Annotated in this window: 12 protein-coding genes; 7 read left to right on the forward strand and 5 right to left on the reverse strand. The window is 63.3% G+C overall.

Features of this window, described 5'->3' with window-relative positions; all coding sequences use genetic code 11:
• Positions 1–202 precede the first annotated feature (202 nt).
• Complete coding sequence (locus tag F8N82_RS09235) at positions 203–1,117, reverse strand: LysR family transcriptional regulator (RefSeq protein WP_038994967.1); 915 nt, start codon at positions 1,115–1,117, stop codon at positions 203–205.
• A 199-nt stretch (positions 1,118–1,316) separates the two neighbouring features.
• Between F8N82_RS09235 and F8N82_RS09240 the strand changes: the two genes are divergently transcribed.
• The 3 genes from F8N82_RS09240 to F8N82_RS09250 all read left to right on the forward strand — a co-directional run bounded on the left by F8N82_RS09240 (position 1,317) and on the right by F8N82_RS09250 (position 5,733).
• Positions 1,317–2,342 (forward strand): zinc-dependent alcohol dehydrogenase family protein, encoded by a 1,026-nt coding sequence (locus tag F8N82_RS09240; protein WP_038994968.1) that lies wholly within the window; start codon positions 1,317–1,319, stop codon positions 2,340–2,342.
• A 494-nt stretch (positions 2,343–2,836) separates the two neighbouring features.
• Complete coding sequence (locus F8N82_RS09245) at positions 2,837–4,330, forward strand: hypothetical protein (protein WP_052251446.1); 1,494 nt, start codon at positions 2,837–2,839, stop codon at positions 4,328–4,330.
• Positions 4,330–5,733: a PLP-dependent aminotransferase family protein gene (locus F8N82_RS09250; protein WP_038994969.1), complete on the forward strand. Its 1,404-nt coding sequence runs from the start codon at positions 4,330–4,332 to the stop codon at positions 5,731–5,733. The genes F8N82_RS09245 and F8N82_RS09250 overlap by 1 nt, the downstream gene beginning before the upstream one ends.
• Positions 5,734–5,744: 11 nt before the next feature.
• Here F8N82_RS09250 and F8N82_RS09255 read toward each other — a convergent pair whose 3' ends face one another.
• Complete coding sequence (locus tag F8N82_RS09255) at positions 5,745–6,629, reverse strand: ChaN family lipoprotein (protein ID WP_038994971.1); 885 nt, start codon at positions 6,627–6,629, stop codon at positions 5,745–5,747.
• 121 nt (positions 6,630–6,750) lie between these two features.
• Between F8N82_RS09255 and F8N82_RS09260 the strand changes: the two genes are divergently transcribed.
• The 3 genes from F8N82_RS09260 to pgm all read left to right on the forward strand — a co-directional run bounded on the left by F8N82_RS09260 (position 6,751) and on the right by pgm (position 12,385).
• Positions 6,751–8,394 carry a VRR-NUC domain-containing protein gene (locus F8N82_RS09260; RefSeq protein ID WP_038994972.1) on the forward strand — a complete coding sequence of 548 codons (1,644 nt, stop codon included), beginning with the start codon at positions 6,751–6,753 and terminating at the stop codon, positions 8,392–8,394.
• Complete coding sequence (locus F8N82_RS09265) at positions 8,391–10,652, forward strand: ATP-dependent DNA helicase (protein ID WP_038999321.1); 2,262 nt, start codon at positions 8,391–8,393, stop codon at positions 10,650–10,652. The genes F8N82_RS09260 and F8N82_RS09265 overlap by 4 nt, the downstream gene beginning before the upstream one ends.
• Before the next feature lie 95 nt (positions 10,653–10,747).
• The gene (gene pgm, locus F8N82_RS09270; protein WP_038994973.1) at positions 10,748–12,385 is read left to right on the forward strand and encodes a phosphoglucomutase (alpha-D-glucose-1,6-bisphosphate-dependent); all 1,638 of its coding nucleotides are present in this window, start codon (positions 10,748–10,750) and stop codon (positions 12,383–12,385) included.
• A 106-nt stretch (positions 12,386–12,491) separates the two neighbouring features.
• Here pgm and F8N82_RS09275 read toward each other — a convergent pair whose 3' ends face one another.
• A complete protein-coding gene (locus tag F8N82_RS09275) occupies positions 12,492–13,190 on the reverse strand; it encodes a pirin family protein (protein WP_038994974.1) in 699 nt (232 codons plus the stop codon).
• Positions 13,191–13,379: 189 nt separating this feature from the next.
• On the opposite strand from F8N82_RS09275, the gene F8N82_RS09280 reads away from it, so the two are divergent.
• Positions 13,380–15,890 carry a UvrD-helicase domain-containing protein gene (locus F8N82_RS09280; protein ID WP_038994975.1) on the forward strand — a complete coding sequence of 837 codons (2,511 nt, stop codon included), beginning with the start codon at positions 13,380–13,382 and terminating at the stop codon, positions 15,888–15,890.
• Positions 15,891–15,994: 104 nt separating this feature from the next.
• Here the strand turns inward: F8N82_RS09280 and F8N82_RS09285 are convergent, their stop codons facing one another.
• Positions 15,995–16,207, reverse strand: a complete 213-nt coding sequence (locus tag F8N82_RS09285; RefSeq protein ID WP_038994976.1) for a hypothetical protein — start codon at positions 16,205–16,207, stop codon at positions 15,995–15,997.
• A gap of 11 nt (positions 16,208–16,218) precedes the next feature.
• Positions 16,219–17,646 carry a cytochrome-c oxidase, cbb3-type subunit I gene (gene ccoN, locus F8N82_RS09290; RefSeq protein WP_038994977.1) on the reverse strand — a complete coding sequence of 476 codons (1,428 nt, stop codon included), beginning with the start codon at positions 17,644–17,646 and terminating at the stop codon, positions 16,219–16,221.
• Positions 17,647–17,695: the final 49 nt, after the last annotated feature.

Here is a 17,695-nt window from a genome sequence, read left to right on the forward strand (position 1 = left end):
AAAATTTGGAGGCGATTATAGGAGTCGGTTCTGGCAACCAAACAGGTGGGCCACTCGATAGTAATCATCAGCGCGATTGATGAGCGTCTGATGAGGGCATTGTTCAGGCAGGGTTCGTTCTACCTGACATAGGTAAAGCGACCCCTTGCGCTAATTCACGCTAAGAGGGAATTGAACGGCTTGCGCAGATTTTCAGTTGCCTTCAAAGACTCTCCGGGTCCCCAAAAAACATCTGAATCCGCGACCTCAACCACCGCTCCCCCGGGTCATTATCCTGCGACCCGCGCCAGGCCATGTGCAGTTCGAAGGTCTGCACCTCCAGCGGCGGATCCTCGGCGCGCAGGCCGCCGGCGGCGGTGAGGACTTCGGCGGTGTAGTCGGGGACGGTGGCGATGATGTCGGTGCCGGTCAGCAGGCTGCCCAGGCCGTTGAACTGCGGTACGGCCAGGACTACATGACGCTTGCGCCCGACCTTTTCCAGGATCTCGTCCATGAAACCGCCCAGGTCGCCGGCAAACGACACCAGCGCGTGGGGGCGGGCGCAGAAGTCGTCGAGGCTCAGGCTCCCCGGCATGCTGTCGGCCCGCAGCACCTTGGGTTTGCTGCGCCGCAGCACCTTGCGCTTGGCGTTGGCCGGCAGGTCGTTGGTCCAGCTCACGCCTACCGAGATCTCGCCACTGGCCAGCAGCGCCGGCATCAGCAGGTAGTTGACCCGGCGCACCACCAGAACGATGCCCGGGGCTTCGGCGCGCACACGTTTGAGCAGTTGCGGCAGCAGGGCGAATTCGGCGTCGTCCGACAGGCCAATGCGAAACACCGAGGTACTGGTGGCGGGGTCAAAATCCGCAGCGCGGCTGACCGCGGTGGAGATCGAGTCCAGCGCAGGCGACAGCAGGGCAAAGATTTCCATCGCCCGCGCCGACGGCTCCATGCTGCGCCCGGTCCGCACGAACAACGGGTCGTCGAACAGGTTGCGCAGGCGCGACAGGGCGGCGCTGATGGCCGGCTGGCCGAGGAACAGTTTCTCTGCCGCACGGGTCACGCTACGCTCGTGCATCAGGGTCTCGAAGACGATCAGCAGGTTCAGGTCGACGCGACGCAAGTCGTTACGGTTCATCGGCTCGGCTTCACAAGGCGGTTGGGGCAGGGGTGAATCTTACGGGTAAAGGCTGCTACCCTGCACCGCATAATTTGATGGATGCTTTACTACCATCAATCAATGACAAGCATGTTGACTATTAATGGCCACTGATGGTCTAACCATCAAAGCCCGGATAGAGTTCAGGGCATTAGAGGTTCAATTGGCGAGGTTTGCGATGTCCCGCATGATCCGTTTCCACAAGTTCGGCCCGGCCGAGGTGCTCAAGATCGAAGAGCAGGCCCCGGCGCAGCCGGCCGCCGGCGAGGTGCAGATTCGCGTCGAAGCGATCGGCATCAGCTGGTACGACGTGCTCTGGCGGCAGAACCTGGCACCGTCCCAGGCGCGTCTGCCTGCCGGTATCGGACACGAGATGGCGGGTGTGGTCACGGCGGTGGGTGAAGGGGTCGACGACCTGGCGGTTGGCGACAAGGTCGCCAGCTTCCCGGCCAGCAGTGCCAATGAGCACCCGGTGTACGGTGAAGTCATCGTCATGCCGCGCAATGCCCTGACCCGCTACCCGGAAATTCTCTCGCCGGTCGAGGCCAGCGTGCATTACACGCCGCTGCTGATGGCTTATTTCGCCTTCGTCGACCTGGCCCGCGCCAAGGCCGGGCAAACGGCGCTGATCACCGATGCCAGCCACTGCGCAGGCCCGGCATTCGTGCAGTTGGGCAAGGCCCTGGGCCTGAAGGTGTTTGCCGCGACCAAAGAGGCCGACCAGCGCGATTACCTGATCAAGCTCGGCGCCGACAAGGTGATCGTCACCGAAGAGCAGGACCTGCTCATGCAGATCAACAAGTACACCGACAACCGTGGTGTCGACATGGTCCTCGACGGCCTGGGCGGCCCGCAGATGGCCCTGCTCGGTGATGCCCTGGCGCCGCGTGGCAGCCTGGTGCTCTATGGCCTGCAAGGCGGCAACCAGACGCCGTTCCCAGCCTGCGCGGCGTTTCAGAAGAACATCCAGTTCTTTGTTCATTGCATCGGTAACTTCACCGGCAAGCCGGAGCTGGGCATCAGCCAGGACCAGGTGGCGCTGCAGCGCGCCCTGCGTGATATCAACCAGTTCACTGCCGACAAGCTGCTGACGCCGTTGATCATCAAGACCTATCCATTCGAGAACGTGGTCGAGGCCCATCGCTACATGGACGAATGCCCGTGCGGCGGCCGGCTGGTACTGGACCTGTCGTTGCCGGGGTAATACTGGCAACGAGACGCAAGCAACGCCGAAGCCCGAGTCGTGACTCGGGCTTTTTTGTGGGAAATTTCCAGGTTTGATTCGGAGGTTTCCGGGGGAACTTTTCCCGATGTGGCGAGGGTATTCTTGATATGTTGAAACAAGAGGAAAAATGCTCCGGTGTTGTCTGACTTTTGACTTTAGGGTGGCCGAATCTGAATTGTTTTTTTACCCTGATCTGTATCTTTTATTCGCTCGGTAACGCCCGATAATAGTTCGTCAACTGTCGTCTCATGGAGTGAGACAAGATGGGCCGTAAGCCAAGAGTTACAGGTGTTGCACCGCCAGTCTGGGGGAGGGGGAACCTTGAAGAGCAAAAGTGTCCGAAGTTATTTTCCGTAGGATGTTGTAGGAAGTTTCTTAGGATGAATTATGTTTGTCCTCCTTTACTGATTGAAAGTTCTTTGCTGGGATATTTTTCTTTCAGGTCTCCATATTCTGATTAGCGGGTACGTGTTATGAGCAGCATTCACGAACAGGCCATGCAATATATTTATCAACAAGTGTTGCAGCGCTTGCTGGAACACTTGTCACAAGCCCAGCGGGCGTCGTTGCAACTGCTGATACAGCGCTTGATCGTCGCAGCGGGTGGCATCGAGCGCATTGGCGGATTCAGGTTGATGTTCACCCAGGATGGCAGCCAGAACGCCAGCCATGCACTGGCCTGCCTGCGGGCGGCGCAGTTGAGCATTGCTGCGCGTGCGCCTGGCACTTTTCAGTTGCGCGTGGCGGTGGTTCGTCAGCCAGGCATGAGCACCACCGCCTTGAGCAACATCGAGCAGGGCTTTGCGGCGTTGTTCCTGCATGATGATCCCCGGGTTGAACTGTTGATGCTGGTCGATCAGCAGTTGCTGCCTTTTGACAGCCGCTACACGCCGTCCACCAGTCAGCGGCAGGCCGAACGTCACGAACTGCTGTTGTTCGGTCACTTGCTGGCAGGGGTGCCCCGTGCAGGTTTTGGCAGCCATGGGTACTTGCGCCTGGCCGAGCTGTGCCGTCAGGCCCTTGGCTGGCGTGGCGGTGTGGATGCCATCATCAGCGCCCGGCCGTTGCCTGAGCGCAGGCGCTACCTGGCCTGGAGCCGCAGGGCGCTGCGCGAGGAAGACCTGCTGAGCATCAGGCCCATCCACAGTTGCGCCGCCTCGCTGTGTGAGGGCCTGAGCGAACTGCGGCGCCGCTACCTGGAGCAGCTGTACGGCCAGACAGCAACCATCACCTCGCCAGCAATCGGCGACGTGTGTGTGCCGGCGATGCGTTTCATCACCATCGATGATCTGGTTCACGACCCCGAAGTGCCTTATGACGAGCGCTTGAACCGCTTTCTGGGCTGTCGCTTTGATGAGCAGTACTTCGCCTGTGAGCGTTCAGGCACGGCCAACCCGTTGTTGCTGGCGCACCTGAGCGGGCTGCATGCGCAGTTCATCGAAGACAGCGACTACCGCGAAGGTGTCGATGCCTACCTGCGCCAGGCCAAGTTGCTGATGCAGCGCAACGGCCTGCCGCGTCCTGTGCAGTTACGTGTACTGGGGCGCTGGCAGAACGCTGAGCAGCTGCAGCAACGCCGGGCCCAGGCCAGTGAGTTTGCCTTGCAGGCCTATGGCCTGAGCGAGGCGCAACTGGTCTGCCAGCTGTTTGCACCATTCGTCTCCCGTGGCCTGCGGCTCGAGGTGTTTCTGCGTCGCTGCCACCCCGGCATGCTGGTGGCGTTGCCTTATCTGCACAAGGCGTTGCAGCAGTTGCCCGCGCCTGAACCGGTGGTGCAATGGATGGTCGATATCAGTGGCCTGAGCTTGCCACTGCTGCAGATGCTCTATCAGCGTGAGCCGCAGCGCTGTGCCCGGCCGCGTTCGCTGTTGGCACGAATTCAAGGCCGCGGCGCGGACCTGCAACACCTGCGCCTGGCGCCGACGGCAGGGTCCTGGCTTGAGGCCGAGCAGCCTGGCGGCCATTGATGAAAGCTGCGCAGCATGGCGAGTTTGCCTATCGGGCGGTTTACCGTTACCTGGTCGAACTGATTGCCCAGATGGCCCCGGGCAGTCACAACAAGCTGCCTTCGCTGCGTGACCTTGCCCAACGCCTCGACGTGTCGATTTCCACGGTGCAGTACGCCTATTCATTGCTCGAGCACGAGGGCCGGGTACAGCCGGTGCCCAAGTCCGGCTACTTCGCCAAGGTGCCGGCAGTGGTCGGTCAGCCGCGCAGTGGCGGTGATTTGCTACAGGACCTGCAGGAGCATGTCAGCTCGCCGCAAATGCTGGTGCTCAGCGGCGGTCAGGCGCAAGCCCTGCAATCGCTGGAGGCAACGCTGCTGGGTATCGAGCGCCAATTGTTGCGCCAGTATCCGCGTCTTGCCGGTGCGCCTCAGCCTTGGGGTGATCTGGAACTGCGCACGGCCCTGGCGGCGCGCTATACCCGCTCGGCGCAGCTGTACTGGAGTGCCGAGGACGTCTACCTGGCGCTGGATGTACGCTCATTGCTGGAGACCACACTGGCGGCCCTTGAGCTGCACAACAGTGCGGTACTGGTGACCACACCTTGTTCCTGGCGCTTGTTGCGGGTGTTTCAGGCGGCGCGGATCCGGGTGATTGAACTGCCTTTGGACCCTCAAGGTGGGCTGGACCTGGAGCATGCCGCCCGGCTGCTGCGTGAAGAGCCCGTGCGCCTGGCCATGCTGTCATCACGCTTGAGCGTCCCGCAGGGCAGCCTGATGCCGGAGGCCGACCGCAAAGCCCTGGCACAACTGCTCGATTTGCACGGGGTGTGGCTATTGGAGAACGACCTGGAGGCCGAGTTGTGCTTCCAGCCTGCGGCTTCAGGCTATTTGCGTGAGCTGGTCGACCCGCAGCGGTTGCTGGTGTTTTCTTCGCTGGAGCGCAGTGTCGGCGCCGAGGCGCCTTACGCCTACTTGCTGTCACGGCACTGGCAGGGAGCCTTGCACCGGCAGTTTCTGTTGCGCGGTTTTCGCTTGCCGCCTTTGCGCCAACAGGCGGTAGCCCGTTTGTACAGCAAGGGGCGTATCGACCTGCACCTGCAGCAACTGCGCGTGCGTTTGCACGAGCGCCTGAGTCACCTGTACCAGCTGATGCAGCTGTACCTGGGGAGCCAACTGGAGTTCCAGATGCCGGCGGGCGGCGCCTGTATCTGGGCGCGGGTGCGCGCGCCGGTGGACACCCGGCCGCTGTTCCATCGCTTGCTGCAGCAAGGCCTGGTCATTGCCCCGGGCGAACTGTTCAGCCTGCGCGGCGACTTTCGCCAGCATCTGCGCCTGGGCTGGCCAGTGGGGCCGCAAGGCGACCTGCAGTACGGCCTGAACGTCCTCAGTGACGAGCTGCGGCGCAGCCAAAAGGCGCGCTGATGTCGCGGGCGTCAGCGGCGCAGTGTCGCGCAATAATCCTGTTCGGGTTGCGCGGCGGTGTACCAGACAAAATCCGCGCTTTGCGCGCTGACGGTCTTGCCGACCTCGGCCAGAATCAGCACCAGGTTGCCGTCAGGCTGCCCCAGGTCGGCCAGGTGCAGCGGTACGCCCAGGTCCTTGCGTACATGGAATGCACCGGCCAGCAACAGCGCCGGGCCGGGCGCGGCCAGCAGGCGTTCGGCCATACGCCGGTCGCGTTGTTGCTGCACCGCCAGCATGGCCGGCATCTGCGACTCGGGCAGCAAGCCGCAGTGGGACGTGCGAATGTCATCGAGCAGGCTGTCTTGCACCTGTGCGGTGGTGGAGGCGCGGCCTTCGAGCACAGGGCGCTGGGTGTAGATCTGTCTGAGCTGCGCGCGGTCGAGGTTGGCGGCCAGCAGGGGGTAGGGCTGGCGCAGGGCATAGGTCACCAGCGGCCCGTACAGCCCCCAGCTCCAGCCGGTTTGCCAGGCCAGCGCGTCAATCAGGTCGGCCGTTGGCTGAGCTGCGCGTGACGCGGCCTGGGCGGCATCGACCCGGGTTTGCTGGTCGGGGTTGAGCATCTCCATCAGCAGGCTGCCTTGCGTGCGCCGGGCTGCCAGTTCGCGCAGCAGCCACAGTTGCAGGACATGATGGTCAGGGTTGTCGTGTTGCTCGCCCACCAGTACCCGTGGTGCAGTTGCCAGCCGCTCGAGCAGTTGCTGCGGGGAAAGGGTGCGGCCGCTGGCCAGTTCGCGGATCACGCCAAGGTCGGCGTGGTCGCGCCCCAGGGGAGCTATCGGGGCCGGTGGTGGCAGCACCTGATGGGATTGGCAGGCCGTCAGCAGGCCGATCATGCACAGCAGCAGTACGCGCATCGGATTTCCTTGTCGTCACGGAGTAGTCGCTTGCAAGAGCCTACGTTGGTCGCGTGCAGGTTGCCAGACAGAGGGGTCTGTATGTATAACCAGTGCTCCAGCCGCCAGCCTGTATTGTCCCGTGATCGCCCATTCCGTCGACGACCCGTTCTATTACCTGCACAACTTCCAGCAAGTGCTCGACTGGATCGAGCTGCGTTATGCCGACCTGCTCGACGCCCAGGAGCAGGCCTTCATCGGCCAGTTCCGGCAGCAGCCCCAAGCCACTCGGGCCTTGCTGGTGCGCATGGTGATGCGCAAGGGCCTGCTGTTTCGCCCGAGCAAGCTCGAGTACGCCGAAATCGGCTCGACCCAGGCGGCCTTGGCGCCACTGCTGGCACTGGGCTGGGTAGTCGATGACAGCCCGTTGAGCCTTGAGCAGCTGTTTCACCTGTTGCGCAAGGACGAACTGGCCAAGGGCTTTGCCGACCGGCTCGAGCGGCCGCGGGCGGCCAAGGGTGAACTACTGGCCCAGTTGCAGGCGCTTGAGCTGCAACCGCGGCCGTTGCAGCAATGGTTGCCGGGCTTCGGCGAGCCGATCATCGAATTGCGCCTGCAGGCCTTGTGTGACCGCCTGCGCCTGCTGTTTTTCGGCAACCTGTACCAGGACTGGTCGGAGTTCGTGCTGGCCGACCTTGGCCTGCTGCGCTACGAGCAAGTAGCCTTCAGTGACGATTCGCGGGCCTTGCGCAAGCGTAGCGATATCGAGGTGGCGCTGGCCTTGCACCAGTGCGCCGAGCTGCTGGAGCAGGGCGTGGCGCTGGAACAGGTGGTCGAGCACATTGAGTGTCTGGACAGCGACAACCCCTGGCTGCTGCGTCGGCGTTCAAGGCTGCTGTATCAGCTCGGCCAGCACAGTGAGCGTCTTGGCGACTGGCCGCTGGCTTTGCGCATCTACCCGCGTAGCCAGCATCCGCAGGCGCGCATCCGTCATGTGCGGGTGCTGGAGCGTAGCGAACAGTGGTCGGCGGCGCTCGAGCTGGCTTCACACATTGCTCGGCAACCGGCCAATGGCCTTGAAGTCCAGGCCTTGGCGCGGATGTTGCCGCGCTTGCAGCGCAAACTGGGCGGGCCGCCGCAGCCTCGCCGGGCCAAGCCGCAGGTGAGCCTGGTCGAGTTGCAGTTGCCGGCCGAGCTGGCGGCCCTGGGGGTGGAGCAGGCCGTGCAACTGCACCTGGGGCAGGGTGGCGGGCAGGTGCATTATGTCGAGAACACCCTGTTCAACAGCCTGTTCGGCCTGCTGTGCTGGGAGGCGATATTCGCGCCGTTGCCGGGGGCGTTCTTCCACCCATTCCAGAGTGCGCCGCTGGATCTGCATGACGCCGAGTTTCATGGCCGGCGCAGCGAGCTGTTCGCGCGCTGCCTGGGGCAACTGGACGACGGCAGCTACCGGCAGACCATCCGCCGCCATTTCAGCAGCAGGCAGGGGCTGCAATCGCCTTTCGTCTACTGGCAGGTGCTCAGCGAAGAGTTGCTTGAACAAGCCCTGGCGTGCCTGCCCGCCGCGCACCTGAAAAGCTGCTTCGAGCGCCTGCTCGAAGATATCCAGGGTAATCGTTCGGGCATGCCCGACCTGATCCAGTTCTGGCCCGAACAACAGCGCTACCGCATGATCGAGGTCAAGGGCCCGGGCGATCGCCTGCAGGACAGCCAGTTGCGCTGGATCGAGTTCTGCGCCGGGCACGGCCTGCCGGTAGAAGTCTGCCACGTGCAATGGGCGCCATGAGCTACCGCGTGGCAGTGCGGGCGTTGTGTGAGTTCAGTGCCAAGGTTGGCGACCTCGACCTGCGTTTCACCCCGTCGCCCACTGCCGAAGAGGGCATCAGCGGTCACCGGCGGGTAGTGGCCGGGCGGGGCGAGGGCTACGAGGCCGAAGTCAGCCTCGAAGGCCAGTACGCCACCTTGCAGGTGCGCGGCCGCGCCGACGGCTACGACTCGCGGCTCAATCGCCTCGAAGAAATCAAGACCTACCGTGGCGACCTGGCGCGCCAGCCCGACAACCACCGCCAACTGCACTGGGCCCAGGCCCGGGTCTACGGTTGGTTGCTGTGCCAGCAGCGCCAGTTGCCAGGGCTGTGCCTGGCGCTGGTGTACCTGAATGTCGACAGCGATGAACAGACGCTGATCGAAGAACAGCACAGTGCCCAGGCGCTTGAGCAGTTTTTCAATGCCCAGTGCGCGATCTTCCTGCACTGGGCCGAGCAGCAGATGCAGCGCCAGGCTTTGCGCAATCAAGGCTTGCAGGCCCTGGCATTTCCCCATGGGCAGTTTCGCCATGGCCAGCGCGAACTGGCCGAAACAGTCTACAAGGCGGTCAGCACTGGTCGCTGCCTGATGGCCCAGGCCACCACCGGTATCGGCAAAACTCTCGGCACCCTGTTCCCGCTGCTCAAGGCCATGGTCCCGCAGCAACTGGACAAGATCCTCTTCCTCACCGCCAAGACCCCCGGCCGCGCCCTGGGCCTGGAGGCGCTGCAGCAGGTGATGGCCAGCGGTACCCAACCGGCGCTGCGCAGCCTGGAGCTGGTGGCCCGCGACAAGTCTTGTGAATACCCGGGTACGGCCTGCCATGGCGACGCCTGCCCCTTGGCCAAGGGCTTTTACGACCGCCTGCCAGCGGCGCGTCAGGCCGCGCAAAGCGTCGCGGTGCTGGACAAGGCGGCACTGCGCGAGGTGGCCCTGGCCCATCAGGTCTGCCCCTATTACCTGGGCCAGGAGATGGCCCGTTGGGTCGATGTGCTGGTGGCCGACTACAACTATTACTTTGACCAGAGCGCCTTGCTGTTCGGTCTGGCCCAGGTCAACCAATGGCGCCTGGCGCTGCTGGTGGACGAGGCACACAACCTGGTCGAGCGGGCCCGGCAGATGTACAGCGCCAGCCTCGACCAGGGCCAGTTGCTGGCCCTGCGCAAACTCAAGCCCGCAGGCCTGAGCAGCGCCCTGGACCGCCTCAACCGCCAGTGGAATGCCCTGCACAAGGAGCAGGTGGCGCCTTACCGGGTGGTTGACGGCTTGCCAGACGCCTTGCTCAAGGCCTTGCAACAGTGCGTCGGGCGGATCCAGGAGCAACTCAACCAGACGCCGACGGGTATTGATCCGGCGCTGTTGCAGTTTTTTTTCCAGGCGTTGCAGTTCATTCGGGTCAGCGAGCTGTTCGATGAACACTTCCTGTTTGATATCAGCAAGCGCCCGGGCCCGGGCAAACGTGCCTTGTCGACCCTGTGCCTACGCAATGTGGTGCCGGCGGCGCTGATCGGCCCACGGCTGGCGGCAGCGCGCAGCGCCACGCTGTTCTCCGCGACCCTAAGCCCGCGCCACTATTACGCCGACCTGCTCGGCATGCCGGCCGATTGCGCCTGGCTTGAGGTTGCTTCTCCCTTTGGCGCCGAGCAATTGCAGGTGCAGGTGATCAGCAGCGTCTCGACCCGCTATCAGCACCGGGAAGCCTCCCTGGCCCCGATCGTCGAGCTGATCGCGGGGCAATATGCTCGTGCGCCGGGCAACTACCTGGCGTTTTTCAGCAGCTTTGAGTACCTGCAGCAGGTCTCGGCCTTGTTGGCGGCACGCTATCCGGCCATCAGCCAGTGGAGCCAGGCACCGGGCATGGATGAGCAGCAGCGCCAGGGTTTTCTTGAACGTTTTGCGCCCGATGGCCAGGGCGTAGGCTTCGCCGTGCTGGGTGGGGCCTTTGCCGAAGGCGTCGATCTGCCGGGGACGCGCCTGATCGGTGCCTTCGTCGCTACCCTCGGGCTGCCCCAGGTCAATCCGGTCAACGAGCAGATCAAGCAGCGCATGGCCCGGCTGTTCAGCGCCGGGTTCGACTACACCTACCTGTATCCCGGGGTGCAGAAGGTCATCCAGGCGGCAGGGCGGGTGATCCGCGGCACGGACGACCGAGGCACAGTGCTGCTGATCGATGACCGCTTCGCCGAAGCCCGTGTACAACGCATGTTTCCAAGCTGGTGGGCGCCCGAGCAGAAATAATCGCGACCTTGGGGATAGCGGCAGTCGCTTGCTGGTCAAAGTGCCAGTAAACTGCGTGTCTTGATCATCCCGAACATCTTTTCTTGAGGTTATGCATGAAGCTCAGTCCTTTGGCGGGCAAACCGGCCCCAGCCTCCGTGCTGGTGGATATCCCCCAACTGTTGACCGCCTATTACACCGGCCAGCCCGACGCCAGCATCGCCACCCAGCGTGTCGCCTTCGGCACTTCCGGGCACCGCGGCAGCTCTCTGGACCTGAGCTTCAACGAGAACCACGTGCTGGCCATCACCCAGGCCATCTGCCTGTACCGCCAGGCCAAGGGCATTGACGGCCCGCTGTTCATCGGCGCCGATACCCACGCGCTGTCGACGCCGGCGGCGGCCAGTGCCCTGCAGGTGCTGGCGGCCAACGGCGTTGAGGTGATGCTGTCCAAGGACGACGAGTACACCCCGACTCCGGCCGTATCCCACGCCATCATCTGCTACAACCGCGGGCGCAGCAACGGGCTTGCCGACGGCATCGTCATCACCCCGTCGCACAACCCGCCGCAAAGTGGTGGCTTCAAGTACAACCCGCCCAATGGCGGCCCGGCCGACAGCGATGTCACCCAGTGGATCGAGGCCAAGGCCAATGAACTGCTGGCGGCGAATCTGCAAGGGGTGAAACGCATGGCCCACGAGCAGGCGCTCGCGGCCAGCACCACCCATCGCCACGATTATCTCGCCAGCTACGTTGCCGATCTGGAAAACGTCATCGACTTCGATGTGATCCGCAGCGCCAACCTGCGCCTGGGCGTCGACCCGTTGGGCGGGGCCGGCGTGCGCTACTGGTCGGCAATTGCCGAGCACTACAAGCTGAACCTGGAAGTGGTCAACACCGAGGTTGACCCGACCTTCCGCTTCATGTCGGTCGACTGGGACGGGCAGATCCGCATGGACCCATCCTCGCCGTACGCCATGCAGGGCCTGATCGGCCTGCGCGAGCGCTTTGACGTGGCCTTTGCCTGTGACCCGGACCATGACCGCCACGGCATCGTCACCCAGAATGGCCTGCTGGCACCGAACAACTACCTGGCGGTGGCTATCGATTACCTGTTCCAGCACCGGCCGCAGTGGCGTGCGGATGCTGCCGTGGGCAAGACCGTGGTCAGCAGCGGCCTGATTGATCGCGTCACTGCGCGTCTGGGGCGTCGCCTGTATGAAGTACCGGTGGGCTTCAAGTTCTTTGCCGATGGCTTGTTCGACGGCTCCCTGGGTTTTGGCGGTGAAGAGAGCGCCGGTGCATCGTTCTTGCGAAAAGACGGCAGCGTCTGGACCACCGACAAGGACGGCCTGATTCCGGCCTTGCTGGCGGCGGAAATCACCGCCCGCACCGGCCGCGACCCGAGCCAGGCCTATGCTGAACTGACCGCTGCGTTGGGCGAGCCATTCGCCACCCGCGTCGAGGCCAAGGCCAACCCGCAACAAAAGGCCCTGCTGAGCAAGCTGGCGCCTGAGCAGGTCAAGTCGACGACGCTCGCCGGCGAGCCGATCGAGCAGATCCTCAGCCATGCGCCGGGTAACAACCAGGCCATTGGCGGTCTCAAGGTAATGACCGCCAATGGCTGGTTCGCGGCGCGGCCGTCGGGTACCGAGGATATCTACAAGATCTACGCCGAAAGCTTCATCGATGAAGCGCACCTGCAGCGCCTGGTGGCTGAAGCCCAGGAGCTGGTGGATGCGGCAATCGCCTGATCGCTAACCGCATCGCGGGTCAAGTCGGATCGCCGCACCGCCGCTCCCACAAGTACTGTGTACACTGTGGGAGCCGGCCTTGCCGGCGATGGGCCGCATAGCGGCCCTAGGCGACATCAACCAGCACAATCTCGCTGTCCTGCACCGCCCTCACTCTGAGCACCTGCTCATCCTCGATCGCCAGCCCGTCACGGGCCTCGGCATGCACGCCGTTGACTTCAATCAGCCCTTTGGCCGGTACCAGGTAGCCACGACGCCCGGCGTCGAAGCGATACTCGGCGGTTTCCCCGGCCTGTAACGTCGCGGCCAGCAAACGTGCATCAGCACGGATCTGCAGGGCGTCCTCATCACCCTCACGGCCACTGGCCAAGGTCACGAAGCCTTCGCCGCGCTCGCCTTTGGGGAACGGTCGGGTACCCCACGATGGCGCCTGGCCGACACGCTCCGGGATGATCCAGATCTGGAAAATGCGCGTATCGACCTTCTCCAGGTTGTACTCGCTGTGGGTGATGCCGGTCCCGGCACTCATCACCTGCACGTCACCTGCTTCAGTTCGGCCTTTATTGCCCAGATTGTCCTGGTGGCTGATGGCACCTTCACGCACATAGGTGATGATTTCCATGTCGCGGTGCGGGTGCGGTGGGAAGCCACTGCCGGCGGCGATCAGGTCGTCGTTCCAGACCCGCAGGTTGCCCCAGTGCATGCGCGCCGGGTCGTGGTATTCGGCGAACGAGAAGTGGTGATGGGCGTCGAGCCAACCATGGTTGGCATGGCCAAGGCTCTTGAACGGGCGCAGTTGCAGCATGATGGTTGTCCTCGAAAGGGAGTGGATGGGACAAATGATCCATCAAACAATGATCGAAAATAAGCGTAAATTTCGGCTGATTACCATCACATCAATCGATATGTTTAGCTGCGGTAATTTATACGCTTCATCGCCTAATTGACTGATCTGCAAGCAATCGGCTGGTGATTTTTGCCCGATGGAGCGAACATGGCCGCTGGTTTTTATTCTGTTGGAGTCGGTGTGTCTGAAGAGCGTCCCAAGCTACCCCTGGAGTTGATTGCGCCTGCGCAGTTGCCGTGGCTGCGTCGCCTCGCTGCGCGCCTGCTCGGGCGCGGTCTGAGCCGCTTGCAGGCGCAGCATCGCGACTCCTGGTTCCAGGGCCATGCCAATGGTCAACGTACCGGTCATGCTGACGGCCTGCGCGAAGGCTACGAAGAAGGGCGGATCGACGGCTACGAGGCCGGGCGCCAGGTCCTGGTGATCCGCGATACCCGCCCCGACGGCCACGGGGTGCCGGGGCTCGACGATGCCCTGTTCGATGACTGGCGCCTGCCGCTAACGGCCGAGCTGAAAAAGCGCTTCAAGGCTGACGTCGCCCAGCGCCTGGCGGCCCATGCCCAGCCCAGCGCGGCGCAGTGGAAGATGATCTTCAGCGACACGCCGTCCACCTGCGTGATTGCCGGTGCCGGCGCCGGCAAATCCACTTCGCTGGTGCTGCGCATCCTGCTGCTGCGCCATTACCTGGGTTATGAGCTGGACGCCATGACCGTGGTGACCTTCACCCGCGAGTCGCGCAAGGACTTCATCAACCGCCTGCTGCAGGTGTTTGCCCTGTGGCAGCTTGATCTCAACCAGGTGCAGGCCCGTGAGCTGGTGCGCACTTTTCACTCGCGCATCCTGCCGCTGGTGCGCAGCCTGCCGGGCTTCAGCCAGGTGCGCGCATTCGAGACCCTGGGCAGCGAAATGCCCGGAGGCAGCGAAGCCAGCGCCGACAGCAACCCGTTCGACCTGCGCATCAACGATGCCCAGCGCCAGCAGCTCAACCTCTGTTACCGCGACCTGCTGGGCAGCAGCCCGCGCTTTGCCGAGCTGATTGCCGGCCTGCGTCGCGAAGCGCTGCAACTCAAGGCGCTGGACCGCGATCACCCTGACGTGCAAAAGCGCGTGGCGGTAACCCAGCTGTCTGCCAGCCGCGACGAAGAGCTGTGCGACACGATTGAAGACCTGTGGTTTGCCGCCGGTGCCTGGCCGATCAAAGGCATCGAGCCGAGCCGCGAAACAGTCGAGATCAACGGCAGCCGCTTCCACTTCCATGGCCATATCGCTGAGCTGGACGCTTACGTGGTGCTCGGTTTCGACCCCAAGGAAAACCAGCAGTACAAGCGCCCCGGGGCCAAGTTACCGGTGTGGGCGGAGTGGGTCATCAAGCGCACCCTGTTTCAAGCTTTCTGCGATAAGCCTGTGATTTGGCTGGAAAACTATGCCGCAGCCAAGCGCCTGACTTCGTCCCTGGCCGGTGATGCCGTGGCAGGGCCCGGCTTTGATTACAAGGTCAAGGGTGAGCTCGCCGCCGCTCCGTTGCTCGATGCGTTTGTCGGCGCTGCGGGCTTTATCGAGAACCTCGGGCTTGAGGTCAACAAGGCCGTGGGGGGCATGAGCTTTCCGGCTGGCGACAACGACGCGCTGTTCTTCCAAGCCCTGGCCCTGTACTGGAAAGCCCTGGAAGCGCACCTGCTGGCCCAGTCGCCACCGATCATGAGCTACAACCGCATGTTCGCCCTGTTCGGCGAAAACAACCCGGAAAACCTGCAACTGCTGCCCGACCCGTTGCTGCGTCCGCTGGCGCATCTGATGATCGACGAGTTCCAGGACGTCTCGCCGCAGATCGTCTCCTGGTTGCGTGCCTGCCTGCGCGAGATTCGCCGCCGCGGCCCGTCCATGCAGGTCGGGCGGGTGGCGCAGCATTCGTCGTTGCTGTGCGTGGGCGACGACTGGCAGTCGATCTACGGCTGGCGCGGCAGTTCGCCCAAGTACTTCATGGAGTTCGCCAAGGAGTTTGTGGCGCCGAGCAGTACGCGGGTGATGCTGGCCGACAACTACCGCAGCCACCAGCACATCATCGATGCGGCCGAGCACATCGTGAAAACGGCGCCGGCCATCAGCGGCAAGAAGGCCAGGGCCTGTGGCCCAGCGGCCGAAACGCCGCTGCCGGTCAAGGTGCTCGAACGTGACGAGGCGAGCCTTGCCGAGACGTTGCTGGAGCACTACCGCAACGGCGAGTCGGTGATGCTGCTGTACCGCAAGAGCAGCGATAAGGCGGCGGTTGCCGAGCATTTGCAGTCACTGGTCAACCACGAGGCCGGGTTGCCGGTAGCACAGCGCCGCTTGCGCCAGTTGACCTATCACAGCGCCAAGGGTTTGCAGGCTGATGCGGTGTTCATGCTTGGCGACTGTCAGCACCTGACGCACTCGCCGTACAAGAACCAGGTGTATCGCCAGGCAGGTCTGGGCCGCAGCGGCGATGCCCAGGCATTCGACAATGCGCAGAAGGATGAGGTGCTGCGCCTGGCCTACGTCGCCATTACCCGGGCGGCGAAGCATTGCTATTGGTATGTCGAGAAACCGACGACAGAGGCTGCCAACCTGCCACGGGCATCGAGCCAGGTGGATGGGCGCAAGGCGTTCTTCGAGGATGGGCGGGAAATGGTCGGTAGCTGAACTGATTGAGCCGTGCCACCTGTGGGCGGTGCGGCGATCCGACTTGACCCGCGATGCTGTTGCCTGCATCGCGGGTCAAGTCCGCTCCCACACGGTTGAATTGATCAGGCCTTCAGTGCCGCATCCGGCGCTACTGCCGGCACCGGCTTGCCGGTGGCCGCTTCGACCCGCCGGGCAACCGCCGGGTCGTCGGCGAAGGGGATCAGGCTGGCCTGATCGTCCACTTCGCCGCTGTGGCGCTGCAGGCAGGCGCTGGTGACCAGATAGAAGAACAGTACGCCGCTCAGGCAGTACAGCGCATACAGCCAGTCATCCATGTCCGTGCCTCCTAGGCCAGGCTGGCGTTGTTCAGCGCCAGTTTTTCATCGGCCACGCGCACGGTGCGCCAGGTGTTGTAGGCCATCAGCAACATGCCGCTCAGGAAGCACACGCCACCGACAAAACGCACGATAAAGCCCGGATGGCTCGCCACCAGCGCCTCGACGAACGAGTAGGTGAGGGTGCCGTCGTCGTTGGTGGCGCGCCACATCAGGCCCTGGGCAATGCCGTTGACCCACATCGAGGCGATGTACAGCACGGTGCCGATGGTCGCCAGCCAGAAATGCAGGTTGATCATGCCGACGCTGTACATCTGCTCGCGGCCAAACACTTTCGGGATCATGTGGTACAGCGAGCCGAAGGTGATCATCGCCACCCAGCCCAGGGCACCCGCATGTACGTGGCCGATGGTCCAGTCGGTGTAGTGGGAGAGGGCGTTGACGGTCTTGATCGCCATCATCGGGCCTTCGAAGGTCGACATGCCATAGAACGCCAGCGACAGCACCAGAAAGCGCAGGATCGGGTCGCTGCGCAGCTTATGCCAGGCGCCGGAGAGGGTCATCATGCCGTTGATCATGCCGCCCCAGCTTGGCGCCAGGAGGATCAGCGACATGGCCATGCCCAGCGACTGCGCCCAGTCGGGCAGTGCGGTGTAGTGCAGGTGGTGGGGGCCGGCCCAGATGTACAGGGTGATCAGTGCCCAGAAGTGCACGATCGACAGGCGATAGGAGTACACCGGCCGGCCAACCTGCTTGGGCACGAAGTAATACATCATGCCGAGGAAACCTGTGGTCAGGAAGAAGCCCACGGCGTTGTGGCCGTACCACCACTGGACCATGGCGTCGGTGGCTCCGGCATACACCGGATACGACTTGAACCAGCTCACCGGAATCGACAGGTGGTTGACCACATGCAGCATGGCAATCACCACGATGAATGCGCCGAAAAACCAGTTGCCGACGTAGATATGCTTGGCCTTGCGGCGCATCAGGGTGGCGAAGAAGACGATGCCGTAGGCCACCCAGACGATGGCCATCCACACCGCGCCGGTGAATTCGATCTCGGCGTACTCCTTGGTGGTGGTCAGGCCCAGGGGCAGGCTGACCAGCATGATCACGATGGTCGCCTGCCAGCCCCAGAAGGTGAAAGCGGCGAGCTTGTCGCTGAACAGCCGCACCTGGCAGGTGCGCTGCACGGCGTAATAGCTGGCGGCAAATTGCGCACTACCGGCGAAGCCGAAGATCACCAGGCTGGTGTGCAAGGGGCGCAGGCGGCCGAACGAGGTCCACGGCAGGTCGAGGTTAAGCTCGGGCCAGACCAATTGCGAGGCGATCCACACGCCCATGGCCATGCCGACGATACCCCAGACCACCGTCATGATGACGAATTGCCGGACCACCTTGTAGTTATAGGCCTGCGCCTGTTGATGTGTGCTCATGGCTAGTTTCCACAGTTCCTGTATGGCTCGCCCTGCCGTGGGGCAGGGG

It is taken from the genome of Pseudomonas fluorescens (assembly GCF_902497775.2).
Taxonomy (GTDB): domain Bacteria; phylum Pseudomonadota; class Gammaproteobacteria; order Pseudomonadales; family Pseudomonadaceae; genus Aquipseudomonas; species Aquipseudomonas putida_F.